General features: G+C 58.3%; 22 protein-coding genes and 2 pseudogenes. 13 read left to right on the top strand and 11 right to left on the bottom strand.

Annotation, left to right across the window (positions count from 1 at the left end; all coding sequences use genetic code 11):
- Nucleotides 1-83: 83 nt before the first annotated feature.
- Nucleotides 84-1961, bottom strand: a complete 1878-nt coding sequence (locus AC244_RS13635) for a PBP1A family penicillin-binding protein (protein WP_053249377.1) — start codon at nt 1959-1961, stop codon at nt 84-86.
- A gap of 1293 nt (nt 1962-3254) precedes the next feature.
- On the opposite strand from AC244_RS13635, the gene AC244_RS13625 reads away from it, so the two are divergent.
- From AC244_RS13625 to AC244_RS13615, 3 genes are all read left to right on the top strand, one after another.
- A complete protein-coding gene (locus AC244_RS13625; RefSeq protein ID WP_053249375.1) occupies nt 3255-3623 on the top strand; it encodes a hypothetical protein in 369 nt (122 codons plus the stop codon).
- Between the two features lie 458 nt (nt 3624-4081).
- Nucleotides 4082-4396 carry a PepSY domain-containing protein gene (locus AC244_RS13620; protein WP_053249374.1) on the top strand — a complete coding sequence of 105 codons (315 nt, stop codon included), beginning with the start codon at nt 4082-4084 and terminating at the stop codon, nt 4394-4396.
- 44 nt (nt 4397-4440) lie between these two features.
- On the top strand, nt 4441-5055 hold the full coding sequence (locus tag AC244_RS13615; protein ID WP_053249373.1) for a hypothetical protein: 615 nt from the start codon (nt 4441-4443) through the stop codon (nt 5053-5055).
- A 155-nt stretch (nt 5056-5210) separates the two neighbouring features.
- On the opposite strand, the gene AC244_RS13610 is transcribed toward AC244_RS13615, so the two are convergent.
- Together AC244_RS13610 and AC244_RS13605 are read right to left on the bottom strand one after the other, a co-directional pair.
- Nucleotides 5211-6167: an SDR family oxidoreductase gene (locus tag AC244_RS13610; RefSeq protein WP_053249372.1), complete on the bottom strand. Its 957-nt coding sequence runs from the start codon at nt 6165-6167 to the stop codon at nt 5211-5213.
- Between the two features lie 99 nt (nt 6168-6266).
- The gene (locus AC244_RS13605) at nt 6267-7361 is read right to left on the bottom strand and encodes an alpha/beta hydrolase family esterase (protein ID WP_053249371.1); all 1095 of its coding nucleotides are present in this window, start codon (nt 7359-7361) and stop codon (nt 6267-6269) included.
- A 433-nt stretch (nt 7362-7794) separates the two neighbouring features.
- Between AC244_RS13605 and AC244_RS13600 the strand changes: the two genes are divergently transcribed.
- Entirely contained in the window at nt 7795-8184 is a 390-nt protein-coding gene (locus AC244_RS13600; RefSeq protein WP_053249518.1) for an antitoxin Xre/MbcA/ParS toxin-binding domain-containing protein, read from the top strand.
- Nucleotides 8181-8699: an RES family NAD+ phosphorylase gene (locus tag AC244_RS35165; protein WP_082366842.1), complete on the top strand. Its 519-nt coding sequence runs from the start codon at nt 8181-8183 to the stop codon at nt 8697-8699. Before AC244_RS13600 ends, AC244_RS35165 begins: the two co-directional genes overlap by 4 nt.
- Before the next feature lie 699 nt (nt 8700-9398).
- Here the strand turns inward: AC244_RS35165 and AC244_RS13590 are convergent.
- Nucleotides 9399-10058, bottom strand: a complete 660-nt coding sequence (locus tag AC244_RS13590) for a DUF6766 family protein (protein ID WP_053249369.1) — start codon at nt 10056-10058, stop codon at nt 9399-9401.
- 188 nt (nt 10059-10246) lie between these two features.
- On the opposite strand from AC244_RS13590, the gene AC244_RS35160 reads away from it, so the two are divergent.
- Entirely contained in the window at nt 10247-10420 is a 174-nt protein-coding gene (locus tag AC244_RS35160) for a KGG domain-containing protein (RefSeq protein ID WP_152975944.1), read from the top strand.
- Between the two features lie 486 nt (nt 10421-10906).
- On the opposite strand, the gene AC244_RS13585 is transcribed toward AC244_RS35160, so the two are convergent.
- Nucleotides 10907-11833: a hypothetical protein gene (locus AC244_RS13585; RefSeq protein ID WP_053249368.1), complete on the bottom strand. Its 927-nt coding sequence runs from the start codon at nt 11831-11833 to the stop codon at nt 10907-10909.
- 180 nt (nt 11834-12013) lie between these two features.
- On the opposite strand from AC244_RS13585, the gene AC244_RS13580 reads away from it, so the two are divergent.
- The gene (locus AC244_RS13580; protein WP_053249367.1) at nt 12014-12328 is read left to right on the top strand and encodes a hypothetical protein; all 315 of its coding nucleotides are present in this window, start codon (nt 12014-12016) and stop codon (nt 12326-12328) included.
- Here the strand turns inward: AC244_RS13580 and AC244_RS36380 are convergent.
- From AC244_RS36380 to vapB, 3 genes are all read right to left on the bottom strand, one after another.
- Nucleotides 12325-12708 (bottom strand): hypothetical protein, encoded by a 384-nt coding sequence (locus AC244_RS36380; protein WP_152975943.1) that lies wholly within the window; start codon nt 12706-12708, stop codon nt 12325-12327. The genes AC244_RS13580 and AC244_RS36380 overlap by 4 nt on opposite strands.
- A gap of 349 nt (nt 12709-13057) precedes the next feature.
- Complete coding sequence (gene vapC / locus AC244_RS13575; protein WP_053249517.1) at nt 13058-13468, bottom strand: type II toxin-antitoxin system tRNA(fMet)-specific endonuclease VapC; 411 nt, start codon at nt 13466-13468, stop codon at nt 13058-13060.
- Nucleotides 13468-13698, bottom strand: coding sequence for a type II toxin-antitoxin system VapB family antitoxin (vapB, locus tag AC244_RS13570; protein ID WP_053249366.1), 231 nt, complete (start codon nt 13696-13698; stop codon nt 13468-13470). The genes vapC and vapB overlap by 1 nt, the downstream gene beginning before the upstream one ends.
- Nucleotides 13699-14044: 346 nt before the next feature.
- Here vapB and AC244_RS38035 point away from each other — a divergent pair.
- Nucleotides 14045-14209: pseudogene (locus tag AC244_RS38035) on the top strand (ATP-dependent DNA ligase); the annotation flags it as partial.
- A 277-nt stretch (nt 14210-14486) separates the two neighbouring features.
- Nucleotides 14487-15740: a DUF763 domain-containing protein gene (locus tag AC244_RS13560; RefSeq protein WP_053249364.1), complete on the top strand. Its 1254-nt coding sequence runs from the start codon at nt 14487-14489 to the stop codon at nt 15738-15740.
- Between the two features lie 73 nt (nt 15741-15813).
- On the opposite strand, the gene AC244_RS13555 is transcribed toward AC244_RS13560, so the two are convergent.
- The gene (locus tag AC244_RS13555) at nt 15814-16221 is read right to left on the bottom strand and encodes a hypothetical protein (protein WP_053249363.1); all 408 of its coding nucleotides are present in this window, start codon (nt 16219-16221) and stop codon (nt 15814-15816) included.
- A gap of 254 nt (nt 16222-16475) precedes the next feature.
- Here AC244_RS13555 and AC244_RS13550 point away from each other — a divergent pair, with 254 nt between their 5' ends.
- Nucleotides 16476-16739, top strand: a complete 264-nt coding sequence (locus tag AC244_RS13550; RefSeq protein ID WP_053249362.1) for a hypothetical protein — start codon at nt 16476-16478, stop codon at nt 16737-16739.
- A gap of 6 nt (nt 16740-16745) precedes the next feature.
- Here the strand turns inward: AC244_RS13550 and AC244_RS13545 are convergent, their stop codons facing one another.
- Nucleotides 16746-16961 carry a hypothetical protein gene (locus tag AC244_RS13545; RefSeq protein ID WP_053249361.1) on the bottom strand — a complete coding sequence of 72 codons (216 nt, stop codon included), beginning with the start codon at nt 16959-16961 and terminating at the stop codon, nt 16746-16748.
- A gap of 53 nt (nt 16962-17014) precedes the next feature.
- Between AC244_RS13545 and AC244_RS13540 the strand changes: the two are divergent.
- Both AC244_RS13540 and AC244_RS13535 read left to right on the top strand, forming a co-directional pair.
- Nucleotides 17015-17188 (top strand): annotated as a pseudogene (locus AC244_RS13540) (CBS domain-containing protein); the annotation flags it as partial.
- Nucleotides 17189-17240: 52 nt separating this feature from the next.
- Nucleotides 17241-17675, top strand: coding sequence for an HD domain-containing protein (locus AC244_RS13535; RefSeq protein ID WP_053249516.1), 435 nt, complete (start codon nt 17241-17243; stop codon nt 17673-17675).
- Between the two features lie 31 nt (nt 17676-17706).
- Here AC244_RS13535 and AC244_RS13530 read toward each other — a convergent pair whose 3' ends face one another.
- Nucleotides 17707-18231, bottom strand: coding sequence for a sigma-70 family RNA polymerase sigma factor (locus AC244_RS13530; protein ID WP_053249360.1), 525 nt, complete (start codon nt 18229-18231; stop codon nt 17707-17709).
- Nucleotides 18232-18405: 174 nt separating this feature from the next.
- Between AC244_RS13530 and AC244_RS13525 the strand changes: the two genes are divergently transcribed.
- A complete protein-coding gene (locus AC244_RS13525; protein ID WP_053249359.1) occupies nt 18406-18699 on the top strand; it encodes a DUF1236 domain-containing protein in 294 nt (97 codons plus the stop codon).
- The last annotated feature ends 261 nt before the right edge of the window (nt 18700-18960 follow it).

Here is an 18960-nt window from a genome sequence, read left to right as displayed (position 1 = left end):
TGTTCCCTCGACTTGCGAGGCGGACGGTCAAGGACGACAAAATTACGCGGCTTGGAAATGCGAATTATCCGGGCGGGCCAAACCTACCGCTCACACAGCCGCCGCTCGCCCCAATATGGCTGGTAGGTACAGTCGGAAGCTCGAAACGATCGATAGCTCCGGGCGCAAGCGCTGATATTGCAGGACGCCGCGGGCGCTCTTTGGCTTGTCATGAGCCCCGTATCTGGGTCGATCTGGGGCGCAGGTTGCGCCATTGCCGCTTGCATGAAATCCCGCCAAATGCGAGCCGGAAGCGCGCCCCCGGTGACGCCCTTCATGGGCGTGTCGTCATCGTTGCCGACCCAGACGCCGGCAACAAGATCTTCCGTAAAACCCACGAACCAGGCGTCACGATTGTTCTGGCTGGTGCCGGTCTTTCCGGCTGCAAATGCGCCCGGAGAAGCGTCTCGCCCGGTGCCACGCTCGACCACGAGCTGCAGGAGGCTCACCAGATCCTGTTGGTAAGAAGAGAGATCGGCCGAAGCGGGTACCAGCGGACCGACGCGGAACGCCTTGGCTTGGGTCGACGCCTGAAAATCGATCACGCCCCAGGGTTCGACGGGGGATTTGCCAAGGCGGATCGAAGCATAGGCACCCGTCAGGTCAAGCAGACTGACTTCGGATGATCCGAGCGCCAATGCCGGCACGGGATTTAGTGGGCTGTCGATACCAAGCTCCCTTGCGGCGGCGACGACGTTCTCGATGCCCACTTCCTGCGCAAGCGCAACGGTTGCGCCATTGAGAGATCGGGCAAAGGCTTCCGCAATGGTCACCCAACCGCGATAGCGGCCTGTCGAGTTTTGCGGCGACCAGCCGTCGACTTCAATCGGGCCATCGAAGACCTGATCACTGAGGGTAAGGCCGCTCTTCAATGCTGCATAAAAGACAAATAGCTTGAATGTTGAGCCCGGCTGTCTCTTGGCGGCGACGGCGCGATTAAACTGGCTGGTCTTATAGTCGCGCCCACCAACCATGGCGACGACTGCTCCATCGGGCGTCATCGCCACCAGTGCTGCCTGTGACGCACCCAGCGCTTTCCCATCCTTATCAAGATTGCGAGCGACCACATCTTCGGCAAGCTGCTGAAGGCGTGGTACCAGCGTCGTGCGCACCGTTGTCGAACCTGGAGAGGCTCCCGCAATTTCGCCGGCCTGGGGCGAGATCCAGTCTGCAAACCAACTGCCCGAGCGCGGCATCGGGGTGGTCGGGTGCAACTCGGCAAACTCTGCCTTGGCGGCGGACGCATCCTTCGCTCCGAGCTTGCCGTTTGCCACCATCGCGTCGAGGACCGTTGTGGTCCTTTCACGTGCGGCCTCAAAATTGTCGATCGGATTCAATTGGCTCGGCGCCTTCAGCAGTCCGGCCAGCATCGCGGCCTCCTGAACGTTGAGTGCGGCGATGTCCTTGTTGAAGTAGATACGGGCCGCCGCGGGCATCCCTGTCGCGCCGGATCCAAGGTAAACGGAGTTCAAGTATCGCGTGAGGATCTCGCGTTTGCCGAGCTTCCACTCGAGCCAGAATGCGATGACCAGTTCCTGCAGCTTGCGCTTCAGTGTGCGATCGCTTTCAAGATACTGCACTTTGATCAGTTGCTGGGTAATGGTGCTGCCACCTTGGACGACCGAACCAGCCTGGAAGTTTCTCAGCACCGCCCGCATGATCCCTTTCAGATCGACGCCGTAATGGACCATGAACCGCCGATCCTCTATTGAAAGAACGGCATCGACCAAATGTACGGGAAACTCCTCGTATCGGGCATAGGGGCCCTGGAAAGGGCCCTGTCTTACGATTGGCTCGCCGTCCGCCGCTTCAAGGACCGCAACAGGTTTTAGGGAGCCGTCGGCGATTTCTTCCCACGGCACATCCTTCAGCGCCCAGATCAGCATTCCGGTCATGAAGATCGCAAAGGTCAACGTCACCATCAAAATCCCGGCTTTCCATGACCGTGGTGCAGGTCGCAAGACATGAAGCCATGCCCGCGTGGAAATGACGCTAATTGCACCGGATATGAATTTGCGAAGGGAGCCTGTGGTTGATGCCGCCCTCAGTATGAAGCCGTGCGGGATCCAGGCGCGCGAAGCGCTCGCGGCTGGTTTGAGCGTCTTGATCAGCGCGGATGAACCCGCCAAGCAACGCCGTCCGACCGTGCCGAGATCGCGGCGAAAAGCGGATGCAAGATGGCGAAGCGCACGCTTGCTTTCTGTGAAGACTGGTGGGTGCGGCTCGGTCATTTGTGGATCGCCTTGCCCTGACGATGCGATCACTTCGCCGCTTTCGTTGGGGCGTACAACCGGTTCGTCCACTGGCTGAAGGTTTTCTGGTCCGGCTCCCATTGTCGAAGAGTAGGCACTTTTACCATCGGTCTGATTTGGGCTGTCTGCAGAGTGGGTCATTTCCTGCCGGCGAAATTGTTCCGTTTAAGAGATTAGTCCAGGAAAGGGCAGAAGAAAGGCGGTGATGGCAACCGGCAGCGATTGCAACGGATCGCCGTAAAAATGGCAGCGGGTCGTCGGCCCTTCCGCGCCATCGTGATCGGCAAACGAATAGGGCGCGCGGCAACCGCCGTCGATATCGGGGAACCTTCGTCCGCCTTCCTCGTTCAGTTTTCAATAGGTTCAACTGAACTCCACTGAGGAGGCGGACATGCAAAAGTCCATTCACAACTTTCTGGCGGCAAGCCTGGTCGCGGTCGGCGCCCTCTCAGCCGCTTCATCCACGTCATCGGCGCAGTCCCTGGACCTCTACATCGGGCCCGACGGACGCCCAGACCTGGAGCTCCGCGATAGAGATCGAGAGCGTCGATACTACGACGACGAGTACGTACGGCCTGGCTGTAGCGCACGCCAAGCCCTTCGTCGTGCATCTAGGCTCGGAGTTCGTGATCCGGAAATCCAGGCCGTTACGCGCAGGCAGATCATCATCGACGGCGAGCGGCGCGGGCGGTTCGTTACCGTGGCATTTGCCAATCGGCCGGGCTGTCCTCGCATCGGATAAGCGCGCTTCGTGGACAAACCTTGAGAGTTGCGGCGGTCTCTAGCGCCGCACTCCCAGCCTGCTTCAGCAGTCGAATTTCCGCCGGGCATGGACGCCTCAAATCGTCGAAAAGTTGTCGCGGTGAAGGGGGCGGACGCCAGATCGAGATTTCATCTCGTTAGGCGATTGATATTGCTGCGCGTCCTCTAGTTATTCAGCAGATAACGCCTTGGAGGAACTGCATGAAACGCTACGCGCTCTTGTTGAACCTGGTCGCATTTCCAGCTTTCGCCCAATCCGGGGATCTGGAGGCGGTATGTGCCACGGTCGCAAAAAACTTCCTTCTGACTGAAGTGCTGCAGCTCGGAATCGTTCAGTCCTTTCCGGAACTGAAACCGCCAGGTGTTCGGCTGACCTATTCGACGCGCGCCGGAGTGGCAAAATCGGAAATGTCGGACATGTTTGAGTGTGAATTCCGTGCTGCGAAGCCGCCTTTCGCACTGGTTCGGTTCTGCCAATCGAACACTTGCTATTCACCCCAGGAGGAGGACGCGGTGCGAAAAAGGAGGTTCGACGAAATGCGCATCCTTTTGGAGCGATCACAGAAATAGTCTGAAGCCAGGACGAAAGCAAGAATGAGAGACCGCGCCTGCGGAGCAGGGCGCGGTCTCTTTGATAATTGCTGCCCCGGAAACATCGGCGATGAAGCGAGCGAAACAGCGCCGAGGCGATCCACCGCCAATCCAAAAGGTCAGAAGGTTTGTTCTTGGGACTGCGGGATAAACGCTGAGGTTATGGATAGCGAGGCGGACAACGTAAGCACTTGCGGCCTGCTTCGGCGCCCAACGCGGGAACCATTGGCGAGGAATGCGGTTTGTCTCCAGCATCTCGCCACCGAGAGCGCTTCGGCAGTTTGGGCCGCACCCCGAAAGGGGAGGCGGGGAGTGCAATCGCGTTTGTAAGCCATTGTAATTTCAAAATAAACTAGCTTCTTTTGACGCGCTTCGGAACGGATGTGGAGGCTCGGCGTTGTCCCAGCATCGTCCAATAACGCATCAAGGAGACACCAATGAAACGAGTGATTGTCGCGACAGCCTTAATGGCGGCAAGCGCCCTGAGCGCTTATGCACAGACGGCGACCCCCTCGCCAAATCCCGAAACGCCGGCCGTCGCCACCCCTGACACTACCAATCCGACCGCACCTGTCGCAGGCGCCAACAGCTTCACCGAAGAGCAGGCACGCGCCCGCCTCGAAGAGAACGGCTACACCGCGATTTCCGGACTGAAGCTGGACGACAAGGGTATCTGGCGGGCCTCTGCCACCAAGGACGGTAAGACCGTGACTGTCGCGCTCGACTATCAGGGCAACATCGTTGTCAACTGATGCTGGTCGGGAAACGTCAACAAACCCATCCAAGGAAAATCGACATGAAAACTGTTTCAGGACTTTTCGACACCTATGATGAAGCTTCAGAAGCCGTGCGGGCGCTGAAAGCCGCAGGCATTCCCGATGGCGATATCAGCATGGTCGCAAGCAATGCCGAAGGCCGATACAAGGTTGACGACACCGAAGGCGCTGCGGAAGGCGCGGGTGCTGGTGCCGGCATTGGCGCCGCGGTCGGCGGCGCAGGCGGTCTTCTGACCGGCCTCGGGTTGATGGCGATCCTTGGCGTCGGTCCGGTGGTGGCAGCCGGCTGGCTGGCGGCGACGGCTGCGGGTGCCGCCGCCGGTGCCATTGCCGGTGGTGCCGTCGGTGGGATTATTGGTGCGCTCACGGACTCCGGCGTGCCGGAGGAAGATGCGCATGTCTACGCCGAGGGCGTCCGCCGTGGCGGTACATTGGTGACGGCGCGCGTTAACGACGGCGACGTCGCGCGGGCCGAGGCAATCCTGCAGCGCTCCAACTGGGTCGATCTGGAAGAGCGTCGTTCGGCCTATCGTGCGCAGGGCTGGAACAGGTTCGACCAGACGCTCGATCCCTATAGCCCGGCCCAGATTGAAGAAGAACGCGCAAGATACACAAGGCGTGGAACGCTGATCTGATCGAGGAAGTCGAAAGGCCGTCCATGTAATGTGGGCGGCTTTTCTTGTTTAGACGCGTGCCTCCGGCGCGAGATTTTTGCGCAGCTGAAATTCCAGGCACAGTTCACTCCATGGCCCCCGGGGGGCAAAGGCAATGGTGGGCGACCCACCGTTTTTCAGTAGCCACCGATGATCGGCAGTATCTCGCCGGTGATGTAGCTGGAGCAATGAGCAGAGGCCAGGAACACGTAGGCTGGCGCAATTTCTTCGGGTTGCGCTGGTCGTTTCATTGGAACATTGGCACCGAACTTCGATACATCCTCTGCCTCCTTGTCGCTTGGATTGAGAGGGCGCCATACCGGCCCCGGAGCAACTGCGTTTACCCGAATGCCCTTGGCGACAAGCTGTGAGGCCAGCGCCCGTGTGAAGGCGTGGATGCCGCCCTTGGTCATCGAATAGTCAAGCAGGTTTTTTTGCCCATCAATACCCGTGATCGAGCCGGTGTTGATGATTGCCGCCCCCGGTCGAAGATGTGGAACGGCAGCTTTGGCCATATGAAAATAGCCATAGAGATTCGTCTTCAATGTTTCGTCGAAGTGCTCTTCGCTCAGGTCCTCTATGTCATAAGAATGTACCTGGAAGGCGGCATTGTTGACCAGCACGTCAAGTTTGCCGAACTCCGAAACCGCCTGCTGGACGGCCTTCCTGCAAAACGTCGAGTTCTTGACATCACCCTTCAGAACTAGGCAGCGCCGGCCTTCGCGCGCCACAGCCTCTGATGTCTCCTTGGCATCCTTGTCTTCGTCGAGATGGAGGATGACAACATCAGCACCTTCTCGTGCAAACAAAACCGCTACCGACCTGCCTATTCCTGAATCGCCCCCCGTGATGATCGCGACCTTGTCGAGCAGCTTGTTCGAGCCAAGGTAAAACGGCGCGTCATAGAGGGCAGGCGGCGACAGCTTGGCCTCATCGCCTGGTTTCTTCTGGTGTTGTTTCGGAAAGGGCGGTGCGGGGTATGTTCGCCCGCCCGCCTGCATCGCTGTTTCCGCCTTTGGCTTTCCCTTGGCGTCGTCTTCGGCAACTTCATTCTGGATGGCCCGTTGCTTTGCAGCCGTTGCTGATTTTGTCATCGCGACGTCTCCTTTCACGTTGTGCTTAAGGACAACGCGGGGGGCCGGATTTTGTTTGTCGGTTCAGACGCTTTGCCAAAAATTGAGGTGTTACTGCCGCTAGCGCATCAGACCCGCCGCACGCAACGCGTCTTCGATAGTGCGACGAATACCGTCTGCAGGTCCCCCTCGACGCTGGCTGCCGGCGTTGCGCGACGCTGGGGCCGGGACGTCAATGTTGGCGCCCGGGCTTACCTGTCTCAAACATGGCGCTACAATTCCGAACGACTGCGCAATTTCCTCGGTCGATGAAATGCCGACGTCGAGCATGTAGGGCCCTGCCTGCCCGTAACCGCTTTTGACGTCTATGGGCGTGCCGTGACCCATGCCCTTGATGTGAAAGAGCTGGAGGCGTTCGTTCCCGTCCGAATCTACCCACGCCCGGCGTTCGAGCCGCCCCCTTGATGTGTCTGAGTGAGAGGCTGCCTTTATGCCGTGAATGCCCTGCCACTGTTTCACAATCGCGCCTGCGTTGGCGGAATTGACGGTAGCGTCTAGCGTACCATGCCAGACCGAGATCGCAGGCCAAGGACCGTTTGATTGCGAGCCAGCTCGAAGCTTCTTTTGAAGAGATTGTTCGTCGGGAATACCTTGCGCCCGCATACGATCGAACGCCTGAGGTACAGTGCGCGCCGTATCATAGGGGAGGCCAGCTATGATCGCCCCGCCGGCGAAGGCCTCGGGATAGGTAGCCAGCATTACATTTGCCATAGCCCCGCCTGCCGACAGGCCGGTGATAAAGACCCGACTACGATCGATGTTGTTGCGCGTCTCGACGGTCTTGATCATCTGGCGGATTGAAAGGGCTTCACCTCTATCGCGTGCTATATCGTTCGGCTGAAACCAATTGAAGCAAAGATTGGCGTTGTTGCTACGCGTCTGCTGCGGAAACAAGACGACGAAGCCGCATTCGTCGGCGAGCTTGCTCCAACCGGAGCCCTTGTCATATGTGGCCGCAGTCTGGGTACAGCCATGCAACACCACCACGAGTGCCGGCGACTTTGCCAGCTTTGCTGGGACGTGAATTCTTGCTTCAAGTTCGCCCGGATTCGTTCCAAAGGCTTCAAACGGGGCCAGCCGGCCTCCGTCATCAAACACAGATTGCATTGAGCGGAATTGTTTGAGCCGTGCCACAGTATCCGATAGGGAGCGCATGGTGGAATTACCTCCGGGCCGTAACGGCCAGGATGGCTGTCATAGCGGCCCTTGTGCAGATGTTTATTGCTGCATTGCACAAGATAATGCTGCACTGCACCGTTTCAATGAGTGACGCGCCTAATTCGGCATCTGCTCGCCCTGAACGCTTCCGCGCACGACCTGTCATTGGTGACCTGCAGGCAATTCTCGAAGAAATGGAAATGCTGCGGAAAAGACGCGGCAAGGGGCGTTCTCGCTGGGACCGGTTCTGATGGCTCTGTTGCGGGTGAATCCGGTGGTTACTCGAAGCGCCTAGGTGACGGCTCTTTGAATGGCAGCAACCTGAACCTGCTCGCGCGCCTCGGTGAATTTTTCGTTGGCGCTTGCGTTGTTGCCGGCGACGCCATATATTTTGCACAATAAATGAGTTACTCGATATGGCGGAATGATCATGGCTCAGGGTCTAAAATCTTTGGAGCAGAGCGGTCCACTGGTCCTGTCCTATATGGATCGGGCGGGAAAGATCGCTGTGGAACGGGTCGCGACCGGCTTCGGCATGTCTAAGAGCCAGTTAGCCGAGACGGCGGGGCTAGCCCGCGAAACGCTGTATAGAAGCGAGCGTAGCCGGGGGGCAAAAACGCAGAGCCGCCTCCGGGAAATGCTGGAGATTATCAGTCGTGTTTCAGATTGGGCTGGTGGTAAGGAGCAAGCAATGGCTTGGTACCGTGCTCAACCTCTACCAGCTTTTGGCGGGCGCACGGCGGAGTCTCTGGTAAAAGACGGCAAGGCTGCGGCAGTGCGAGATTACCTCGATCATATGGCCCTTGGGGGCTTCGCTTGAGGTTTGTGGGCAATTGTTACCGTGCGCATGATCCGCGCTGGTCTTTCAAACCCGTTTCAGGAGATGGCGCGGCCATAAGGGGCGCACGATTCAACCCAAAAGGCGTGCCGGCTCTCTATCTCGCCCTCAGTGTCATGACCGCGGTTAAGGAAGCCAATCAAGGTTTTGCCCATCGTATCGACCCCTGTGTACTTTGTTCCTACGATGTCGACTGCGATGACATCGCGGATCTTACTTCTGAAGTTGGTCGGGCCGCGAATGGCGTCTCTGTGGAGGAAATGGCCTGCAGTTGGGCCACTGCGCTTTCCGAAGGAAGGAGACCCCCATCCTGGTCGATATACGATCGACTGAGGGCGAGGGGTACGGCGGGTATCTTGGTGCACAGTTTTGCACCTGGCGCCGAAGAAGGGGATCGAAACTTGGTGCTTTGGAACTGGGGGCCCAGCCTGCCGCACAAAGTGGAGGTACATGACCCGAGTGGGCGGCTCCCTAACGATCAGCTGTCTTGGGATTAGGCTCATCGGCGCGAGTGGCTGAAGGCCCCAATACTGGGGTTCGGCTCGCCGCCTGCTAAGTAGACACACCGTTGCGACTATGTCGTCAGTATCGACATATGAAAAGAATGAGTCGATAGAATCGATATTTGTCGACATATCGCCTTGCAAGCACGTCGCCACTTGTTTCCGTCAGAAGTTGCTCGCTCCAAGGCTGGCTGGTCCTTGCTTGAAATGGAGGGCGGATAGCACATGATGTTAGACGAAATTGGATTTTGTCAGACACGAGGCCGTCATGTGAAAACATAGCAGCGCCGGAGAGCCGGCGGCATCTCCCTCTGTCCCGTTGAGGAATACGCCCACCGCCAAGCCGGCACCCACGCGCGCTGACGCAGCGCTCGTCACGCTCAAAGCCACCCGGCCTTCCGAAAGCGCAGGAAGAGCACCACACAGAGCAAGAAAATCACCCCGACGACGCTCATCAATTCGGTCCACATTGCGAGGGTCGGCAAAGGGCCGCTGAGATTGGTGCCAGGTACAGATAAAGATGTGAGCGCGCTCCTTGCTGGCTATTACCGACAAAGCTGCGGAATTGGGCTGGCACAACGGCATATCCACCGACCGCAAAAGAGCAACTCTCTGCGTTCGCGAACGACGGCGGTCGGCCCGATCCTGTCTCCGCATCACATCGGCGAACCGTCCGATAGGCCAAAGCTGCGCTCAGGACCCGGTCCCTCGATGATGCGCGCCTACAGGCTTGGATTCGGGCGATCCCCGGTACCTCAGAAAGATCGAAAGCACGACAATCACCGCGGTTGATAAGAACTCGGATTGCCAGTTCTGAAGAGATTCGAACCAGAATTGTGCGCTCCCAAGATGCTGCACGAACGTCGTTGTTGGTTGTCCATGCAGGTGTGACGTCTCACTCTCCGCTCTGGCGCTCGAGAAAAGATGGAGTACAAAACTTGCAAGGAAGAGGCCGGTGAGGACAATTCCCAACGAGTAGGCATACAGGAACCGCACAACACCGCCTGCCTTGACTGGCCACGGCGCCTCGGGATCTTCTTCTCGGGCCGCAAGTTCCTCATCTTGAGGAGATCGCTTGTCGGGATCCTTGGATTCGGCAGAACCCCGTTGATAGAGATAGGCAGTCAGGACGACATAGGCCGACATCTGCAGAAATTCGCTTTCCCAGTTCTCGAAGACGGCCGATAGGAAATGGCCGGTTAGGCCATAGTGGGCCAAGGTTAGCGGGGCCGATCCGTGGGCCGTCAATTCGTCATTGTTCGCCAGCCAACCGGCTATATACATGCCCATGAGGGTTATGAGTGTCGCGGTAACGAGGACGATCGTCAGGCCGTTGTCTCGTAGAAATCGCACGTTGCGTTCCTCCGTCCGAATGTGCCTCTAACCGCGGCCGCATGGAGATGGTTCCGAATTCGGGATCCCGAGCTCGGATAAAGCGGTCGACGAGGTGAAAAACCGAAAGTGTAGGGAACTGGCGGCCGATCGTACGGTTGGGGAGACCCTTGCATGAATCGAGGGTCATTAACTCAAGGAGCCAACGCGTGCCCAATCAACCACAGAGCCACAGCGGTCAAAAATCAGGGGACGCTTCCAAGCGAAGTGCGACGACAAAGCCATCCACCAAATCGGCCAAGGCGTCTCAAGGTTCGAAGGGTAACTTCAAGAACGATCCGGAGCGGGCCGCCGAAGCCGGCCGCAAGGGCGGCAAATCGTAAAGGGTGCGCGACGCGGACAAATCGTCCGCGTCGCGTCACCTGAACCCGACCGGAACTTGTCGACCCGGGAACCATTCCGCGACCGTCAATCAAGCCATTGGTTCTGAAATGTCAGCGTTGCTAACGAGACGGTGTCAGTGCGTACTGACACGGAGATTTCAGTGCCATTGCCGTCAGGCAGTCTATCCCGCGCAACATCCACGAGAATGCGGGTATTTACTGCATGACCGCGTCGCGCGAAGCAGGCTCCAAACCCTGCTCGTCCAGCGTCTGCCTCGTCACCGTTGGGAAGATCAAAAAATAGCGCGTCATGCAACTCCACCTCCGCTTAAGAGGAAAGGTCGGAACAGCCGTCATTGTTCCTGAAACCCACCGCGGGATCGGGGCACCCGACGAGACAGAGCCGCCCGCGCCGTTTGCAACGAGCGATCCTCCGTTTCGCCGTAGCACGCCCCTGAGATAATTCCGACACTAGGCCGGCGGCGCTCAACGCGTGCCTGGCCGTGCCGCCAGAGAACCTTCCTTCTCGTTTGAGCGTGATATTCTCCTTTGTTTTTTGCGTTCCAGGCTGCGCGCCTGCGAGCGGGCGATACGCAGTTCGTCCAGACTTGGCCTCCACCAGCCGCGGCCTTTTTCGAGGTCATTCGGCCGTTCTCGCGCCGGCCAGGTTGCCACCAGTTCTTCCAATGATGCTGGCCGCCATCGGGCCCAGACAAAATCGCGCGGATCTCCTGCAACATGCGGATAAAACCGCATGATATCACCAGGCTCGGCGAGTTCGCCCGTCACGTCAGTGATAATCACCACGCCGTACGAAGACGTCATCACCGCTCGACCGATCGGCGGCAGCCCCTCGGTTGGAACCGGATAGCGGCGGCGGCGACGTTCGCCGTAGCGCAACTTCGCGCGCTCGTATTTCGGCGTAAGCCTTTCCTGCTCCTGTCGGCGCTTTTGTTCTGCCGGTTCGCTTCGGCGAGCCGCCGCCTCGATTTCGGGCCAGGATCGGCGCAACGCTTCGTAGGATCGAAATGGTACGCGCCAAGCGCGTATCTCATCGTCCCAGCGGGCCCAAGGGATCGCCCGCAGATGCTCAATAACGTCCTTGGAATAAGGTGTGCGTACGTGAATATCCTCGGCGATCTGGAGATATTGGCTGGCAATCGGCTCAAAAGCGTACGCATCGCGACCCTTGGCATCCGCATGAAGATCGAGGCTTTCCCTCTCGCGCGCGAGCCACTGGGCAATGCGCTTGCTGGCCGTTTTGCCCGGTACGAACCAACGCCGTTGCTCCTCGTTCCAGCGAGCGCGGGGGAATGCCGCGCGGAAGCGCTCCACGGTCATTCTGTCGTAGGCAAATTCCGCTGTGGCGCCGATACGTGGTTCGTTATCGGACTTTTCCTCGGGCTTAGGCATCGTCGTCGCCGTAAATGCAGTTGCTTATCCTAACGCGTGTGAAAGCCACATGTTCACTCATGGTGCTGGCGCCACGTCAACGTGGTCGACATTTGTGAATGGGCGACATGCCCTTTCCGATGGAACAACACGCCGTCTCTACCGTTGGGTGGCATCGCCTTCACGCCAGAGGAGACAGTCATGATGGATCAGACCGGAAACGAAAGCGCTGACGACGTCGCAAAAGTCGTGGCTGTCGACGAGGTACTGGAGACGGCTCCAGGCGACGCTGCCGCACTGGTTCGACAGGCCCAACTCGAGGCGCTGCGGACCGATATTGCGCACCTGCGCGCAGAGCTGGCCGCAATCATTGCCGGCACGTCCCGCTTGGCCGTGACCGAGGCGGTCATCGTTCTGGAAGCGACGCAGAACAGGATCAGGAACCACCTCGCTACCGTTTTGATCGCGGCCGGCGCCATAGGATACCTTTGGGGTGCGTCCGTCCGACGTCGCTAGGGACTGCCGGTGCCTCGACCCTGGCGCGGTGCCGTTCTTTCCATGACCGATCCCTTCGTGATGCTTTGGGTCACAGGCGCATGAGGGATGGATTTTAGGGTTTCGGAAGAAGCGAACGGATTTATGCAAGTTACGCGCACGATGACATGCTCTTCTCCGGCGATCTCATTGGCTATTCGGCGAATGATTTGGGCGGCGTCTGTATCCGGCAGCACCCCTTCTATCACGACCATATTGCCCAAGGTACGGAAGCAGAGACGCTCGGTATTGAAAGTCGTTTCTGAACTCACAGCGCATCGAATTGACGCCAGCAGTCCCGCAGCGCCGGCCCCGCGGCCATGTTCGTATCGTCTATCTCCATCGGGTGCGATCAGGATCATCGTGAAGTCCTTCCATTCAATCAGAAAACACTAATTTGAATGTAAAGTTCCCTCCACAGGATGCCGCCTGGAAAGGCTTTGCCGTTCAAGGTCGCCGAGCACCTGCTGTCGGCGTCGACGCGTAGTGAGCGGCAAGTCGGTCAATATCGTCGGTCAGATTTCGCAGGGCAGGGCCCATTCGCCGTAGCGCTGTCACCGCGACGATCGTTCGGCCCGATCAATCACCACACTCTGACCGTTCGCTCGAGCATGTTCGCAACTAGATAGGGGGCCGAGAATCCTGCCCGCCCGGACGTAGTCGCTGTTCGTCCTGGCTGCGGCGCATTCCGCAACCTTGACCGAAACCGGCTCACCCGGGCGAAACGGTCCAATCCTCAACGCGTAGACCGGGTACGCGGTCGAATTCACGGCGGTTGTTTGTTACCAATATCAGGCCTCTGGAGCGCGCGTGCCCGGCAATCAACTGTTCATATGGGCCAATCGGCGTGCCGCCCCGAGCAAGCTCGGCGCGCAACTGTCCCGTGTGGCTTGCGGCCACCTGGTCGTAGCTGAGCACCTCAAGGCGTGCGGCAAAGCCCTCTACGACAAATAGATTCTTTTCAGGCATAGCCGACTTTTCTGCGCCATAGATCAGCTCCATCAAACTGATCGAACTGATGCACAGTTGACCATTGTGGCGGTTAAACGCGTCACGTACCTGCTGCGGCCGGTTTTTCACCGTGAAAATGCAGATGTTCGTGTCGAGCATGTATTTCAGCATCATAGAGAGTCGCGCTCCTGCAAAGCGGGCTGATCTCGCTCAATCATGAAGTCGGTTGTTACAGCTTCGCCATCGAACCAGCTATCCCAAGCCTCGCCCGCAGGCGTTATGATCCGTGTGCGGCCGACCGCAACAATATCGACGCGCTTCACATCGTCTGGCAATGCTACGGCCTTTGGGAGCCTTACGGCTTGACTCCGATTGCTTTGAAACACTGATCCCTGTTCCATGATCGACACCTTCTTGGATATACATCGGACATATCCATTTTGGCTCTTCCCTGGGATATGTCAATGGGATATACACAATCATCAGCTCGGGCGAGAAGAACCTCAATCACGGCCGATTGTCGAGCGGGTGGGCGATTCGTCCTTGTGCTGCCTGGCTGCTCTGCTTCTCATGCGTTCGTGCAAAGACGCGGCGTTCGTCCAAACTCAACTGCACAAAAGAGCGGGCCACTTGCATCCTCCTGAAACCAGGGCCAATTTGTCTCTGTTGCATGTGAAAATGGAATCCGCCCATCAACATCATGGATGCGTTGCGCAAGTCGGTCGCTGCCGAAACCCGATCGCGCAAATGACGAGGCGCGCCAAGCCGCTGCTTCTGAAGGATCAGGTCGCTAAATCCCAGACACGCCGGCGCCGCGAACCCGCGCAGCCCAATCTTCCGCTCGATCCCATGCCGGAACGCCTCGAGCCCTGCCTGGCGCGCTTGAAGCCGTCGCCTCCCCTCGGAGCCGACTGAGCCTACGTCGGCTCGGTCGGAACCGGGTTCAGTGAAAAGGACGCAAGCTCCCTCAAGAAGATGCTCGACATGCTCAGGACAAGAACGCCGGTCGGTGCCAAGCGGACGCGATGGGGATGGAGAACAGCAGGGTTTTTCCGCTTTCTCCTTTTGGCCAACGAAAGGGTAGTCGAGCTCCTTACCCAGCCAGCGACCGTCCGGTCTCGAACTTCCAGGCTCGTGCCGCAAATGCTATAGCGCACCATCCGCCATTGTGGATCAATAGGATAAGCTCATGGCAAAACGTTCGGGAAGTGCTGATCTTCCTCTCCATGGCGGGCGCGTGCCCAAGTGGCTCGGCGATCGCCTGACCAAGCTCGGGGGCGTCATGACCGAAGCCATCATCCTGCACTATGGTCGAGACGAATTTCTTCGAAGAATGGCACACCCATTCTGGTTTCAGTCTTTCGGCGCAGTCATGGGCATGGACTGGCACTCCTCCGGCATCACAACCAGCGTCATCGGCGCACTGAAGCGAGGACTGTTGCCGAGGTCTGCAGAGCTTGGCATCCACGTTTGCGGTGGGCGCGGCGCGCAGTCGCGTAAGACCCCGTCGGAGCTCCTTGCCATCGGCGATCGAGTTGGCCTTGACGCGGAGCGGCTCGTGAGCCGCCTCGTTGCCAAGATCGACAGTGCCGCGGTTCAGGATGGCTTTGATCTCTATCTGCACGGTTTCATCGTCACCGACGACGGAAAATGGGTCGTCGTCCAGCAGGGCATGAACGGCGATCAACGACAGGCCAGGCGCTACCACTGGCTGTCGGAAAACCTGGAGAGCTTTCTCGATTCCCCACATGCGGCGATTGAAGGAAACACTCAAGGTGTCATTGTCAATCTCGCCGACCGAAGGGCAGAGAGATCGCGAGAGGGACAGATCGATCTGCTTGCAAAATTGGGACCCGATCGCATTGTTCGCGAAGCACTCGCCGTCCGGCGGGCAGAACCTGTCTTTGCACACATTCCTGATCAGTTGTCGCTCCCTCATCTGATCATGCCGGCTCATCACGACGTGCGGGAAAAGGACGTCAACATGAGCCGTCTGCATGCAACGCTCGCCTCCGCTGCCGAGCGGGCGCCCAAGGATTTTCAGGAGCTGCTTCTAACGCCGGGCGTGGGCGCGCGAACGGTAGAGGCGCTGGCCATGGTCGCTGAAGTCGTTCATGGGGCACCATGCCGTTTTTCCGACCCCGCACGGTTTTCACTGGCCCACGGCGGCAAGGATCGCCACCCTTTCCCTGTCCCCCTGAAAATCTATGACGAAACACTCAAGGTCATGAAGTCGGCCGTTTCAAAGGGCAAACTCGGTCACACAGAAGAGCTCGAGGCGCTTCGACGCCTTGATGAACAGGCGCGTCGCCTCGAACATTACGTGACCGGCCCTGATTTGAAGGAAATCGTTGCCGGCGAATTCAGGCGTTCTGCCTCCCTGGGTGGACGCAGTATCTTCGGCTGGGAGCCGCCGGCAGAGACGGAGACATCAGGCGAGTAGCTGCTCCTCCGACTCCAGCCCGGTCCGGGCCGCCCCGCCGTCCACGAGCCGATCTAGGCTTTGAGGGCGCCCCTCAGATCTGTACCGGCTTGATCGTCGCGACCGATATCTCACCTTCCATCAGGCCGCGCACCAGTCCTGGTTTTTGCGTGCTCGACTTCAATGACCGTATAGAGCTCTTCATCCCGAAACGCGCTTTCATCCAGCGTACTGACACCTTGTGCCGGCGCCGCATCAACTTCCATATAGTCAAGTTCACAACCGGAAGCGACGACGCGCGCATCGCCTGACGAGCGGGCGGCCACCAGCACTTGGCCTTGATGGACGGCATTTTGCCATCGAGGGTTACCGGGTGCGGCCACTGGCACCAGGAGATAGACGTCGCATTGCCGACGTCATCAGCGACAAGACGTGCGCCGTTTCGATCAGCTGTGGCATGCCTTTCAGTATTGGATATGAAGCGGCCGCCCGTCTTTCTCATCAGGGTTGGGTGTCCGCCTTTCGTCCGGCAACTCGCCAGGTTCCGGTTCCTTGATATGTGTTGGCACCTTGAGAGAACGCGTGGCTTTTGTTCATCCGGCTCTACGGTCCGGGTAGTGTCAACGCCATTGCCTACAAAAATGAGCTGCTTAAGGACCTCATCGCCCGGTGTTGGGTCCCACTGCGATTTCGAGACAGCGCGGAACAAATATATTTAACGCCGGTTAGAGCCCTTCTTCACTAAAGGAGGTAAAAATGGGCGACACTTCAACCACCGCCGATCATGGCAGGATACGACAATGGGTCGAAGCCCGCCGGGGGCGTCCATCTCGCGTCAAGGGCGTGTCGGACGATGGCATTCTTCGTATTGATTTCGGCGAACCGAACGAGACGCTCGAACCGATATCCTGGGAGGAGTTCTTTCGCATCTTCGATCACAACAAGCTGTTGTTCCTACATCAGGAGCAGACTGCGGACGGGGCACAAAGCCGCTTCAATAAATTCGTCGATCGCAGTTGAACGATGTCAGTTCTCGGCGCCCGAAATCAATGCGGTCGCAAGGGCGCCGAGGCCGAACGAGGCACCGAAAGCATAGGCCTGAAGTCCAAAAGCAAGAGGTACGAAGACCTCACCATGACCAAGGGAAGCGGGAGCGATTATTACAATCACGCCGACGGTCGCCATCCCGAGCAAAAAGCCCATTCCAATGTTCAGGATTACGAAACGAACAAGCGTCGGCATAGCGGACCTCGCGATCCATGCCAAACCTCAAACTGCAGCATCGGTTCCCATCCGACGTTGCCCGCAATATGGGCGACATTCAGGTCCGCCGTCTTCCAGTCCTCAATCGCGAGAAAAGACTGGTGGGCGTCGTCTCCCTTGCTGACGCGGCGCGCAATGACCCGGCGCTTGCGGGCGCGGGATTGCAGGGTGTTACGGCACCGGGCGGGGCGCATAACCAGGAATAAATCGATGATTGAGACACGTGGCAACGAGAACTGTTCGCCTCAAGGCTTGGTGTTGCCGGCAGAAGAGGCACTGATTGTTGCCAGGCACGTTGCTGCGGAAGCCCATGCTGGACAGTTTGACAAGATGGGGAAGCCCTATTTTACCCACTGTGAGCGCGTTGCAAATGCTGTGGATGGGATCGATGCAAAGGTGGTCGCCTATCTACACGATGTTTTGGAGAAGGGCCCAGGTTGGTCGGCTGGAAGATTGCGGGAATGTGGGTTTGATGCCCAGATCGTCAGTGCCGTCGTGGCACTGACAAAAAGACTAGCCGAGGCGGAGGCAGCCTTCGTGAGGCGAGCTGCATCTAACGCTCTCGCGCTTCCGGTGAAGCATGCCGATCTCTTGGACAATCTCAAGCAGGCGCTGGTTGCAGGGGTGGAGACGGAGAAATATCTCAATGGGCTGCGGATCGTCGAAGCCGAATACGGTTACCACCCGGAGTGATCGGCCCCGCTGCGACCGGTGCCGCTGAAGCTCAATTCAATGGATTGCCGTGCATCTCAAGTTCAAGTTCTTCTCGCGCGCGACTTAGCCTGCTTTTGATCGTGCCGACGGGGCATCGGCAGATGGCAGCGGCTTCCTGATAGCTCAACCCGAAGCCAGCTATCATGATCAGGATCTCCCTATGCTCCGGCGTGATCGACTCCAGTGCCGTTCGCAATCGCGTGTTGAGCACACACCAATCCTGTGTTGGCGCCACCGGCAGCGTCAGCTCTGAAAAATAGTCGGCGCTGACAGGCAGCTCGCGCTGGCGGATCCGGTACTGGGTGCGGAACGCGTTGTGCATGATCGTGAACAGCCACGATTTCAAGTTGGTGCCCGGTTCGAAACGGTCGAGGCTGCGCAGTGCACGAAACAGCGTGTCTTGAACGAGGTCGTCGGCCTCAAACTGGGAAGTTGCAAACGATCGTGCAAACGCGCGCAGTGCCGGTATCAGATTTACAACCTCTGCCTCGATCGGGGCGTACCGCGGATCTCGTAACGAATGGGAGGAGCGCATGAAGGGCTGCCTTTCGGACCTTGGTGAACACTTTCATCCTGATCGAAATGCCCGCGTAGTCCATTGGTTCCGCACCCCCATAAAGATCACCAATGTTCAACAAAATCCGCTTCCGACAGGAACCAAATTTGCTCCGCGTGGTTTAAGGCGTCATGGAAAACAAGGAGAAGTGATATGCGCAACACCGCTCTGGCAGCGCTGGCAATTTCCTTGCCAATCGCTGTGTCTGCCCTTGCACAGACCACGTCGACGACTGTGGTCCTTCCTGGCGAGGTTAGGACCTATGTGCTTGAACAGAAAAACCCTTCTGTGGCTTACGAGCGTGAAATCGTGATCGGCGAGCCCCTACCGGAAACCGTCAAGATCTATCCAGTGCCGGATCAACCCAAGTATGGCTACGCGATCGTCAACGAGCGGCGCGTGATTATCGACCCGAATACGCATACTGTCATCGAGGTTTTGGAGTAGCCTTTTCTCGTATCGTGTCGCAGAGGATCGCTCACTTCTTGGCGGTCGTCTGCGCGCGGGTTTTCATCGCCGCATCAAGGTCGACCTTATAGGGGCCGCGTTCTGCAAATATCTCACGAGCCTCCAGGGGAGGCGTATCCATCCGAGCAGGGCCGCAGGACTTGTGCGATCGCGCGTGGTAACCTGGCGGAATGGAGATCGACGAAGGCAAAATGGACGACGTGGTTTTGGCGTTGGTATGGCTGACGCGTCACAACGAGC

The sequence above is a fragment of the Ensifer adhaerens genome (genome assembly GCF_001270265.1).
Classification (GTDB): domain Bacteria; phylum Pseudomonadota; class Alphaproteobacteria; order Rhizobiales; family Rhizobiaceae; genus Ensifer; species Ensifer adhaerens_B.
The sequence above is the reverse complement of the archived record's forward strand: the minus strand, read 5'-3'. Positions and strand labels throughout refer to the sequence as shown.

Coding starts and splice junctions, on each gene's coding strand:
- AC244_RS13585 (WP_053249368.1), bottom strand. CDS start 11,833: ATGCCTAAGCCCGAGGAAAAGTCCGATAACGAACCACGTATCGGCGCC.
- vapB (WP_053249366.1), bottom strand. CDS start 13,698: ATGGAACAGGGATCAGTGTTTCAAAGCAATCGGAGTCAAGCCGTAAGG.
- AC244_RS13555 (WP_053249363.1), bottom strand. CDS start 16,221: ATGAGAAAGACGGGCGGCCGCTTCATATCCAATACTGAAAGGCATGCC.
- AC244_RS13610 (WP_053249372.1), bottom strand. CDS start 6,167: ATGACAAAATCAGCAACGGCTGCAAAGCAACGGGCCATCCAGAATGAA.
- AC244_RS13625 (WP_053249375.1), top strand. CDS start 3,255: ATGAAACGCTACGCGCTCTTGTTGAACCTGGTCGCATTTCCAGCTTTC.
- AC244_RS13605 (WP_053249371.1), bottom strand. CDS start 7,361: ATGCGCTCCCTATCGGATACTGTGGCACGGCTCAAACAATTCCGCTCA.
- AC244_RS13580 (WP_053249367.1), top strand. CDS start 12,014: ATGATGGATCAGACCGGAAACGAAAGCGCTGACGACGTCGCAAAAGTC.
- AC244_RS13615 (WP_053249373.1), top strand. CDS start 4,441: ATGAAAACTGTTTCAGGACTTTTCGACACCTATGATGAAGCTTCAGAA.
- AC244_RS13600 (WP_053249518.1), top strand. CDS start 7,795: ATGGCTCAGGGTCTAAAATCTTTGGAGCAGAGCGGTCCACTGGTCCTG.
- vapC (WP_053249517.1), bottom strand. CDS start 13,468: ATGCTGAAATACATGCTCGACACGAACATCTGCATTTTCACGGTGAAA.
- AC244_RS13560 (WP_053249364.1), top strand. CDS start 14,487: ATGGCAAAACGTTCGGGAAGTGCTGATCTTCCTCTCCATGGCGGGCGC.
- AC244_RS13635 (WP_053249377.1), bottom strand. CDS start 1,961: ATGGTGACGTTGACCTTTGCGATCTTCATGACCGGAATGCTGATCTGG.
- AC244_RS13545 (WP_053249361.1), bottom strand. CDS start 16,961: ATGCCGACGCTTGTTCGTTTCGTAATCCTGAACATTGGAATGGGCTTT.
- AC244_RS13525 (WP_053249359.1), top strand. CDS start 18,406: ATGCGCAACACCGCTCTGGCAGCGCTGGCAATTTCCTTGCCAATCGCT.
- AC244_RS13620 (WP_053249374.1), top strand. CDS start 4,082: ATGAAACGAGTGATTGTCGCGACAGCCTTAATGGCGGCAAGCGCCCTG.
- AC244_RS36380 (WP_152975943.1), bottom strand. CDS start 12,708: ATGATCCTGATCGCACCCGATGGAGATAGACGATACGAACATGGCCGC.
- AC244_RS13530 (WP_053249360.1), bottom strand. CDS start 18,231: ATGCGCTCCTCCCATTCGTTACGAGATCCGCGGTACGCCCCGATCGAG.
- AC244_RS13550 (WP_053249362.1), top strand. CDS start 16,476: ATGGGCGACACTTCAACCACCGCCGATCATGGCAGGATACGACAATGG.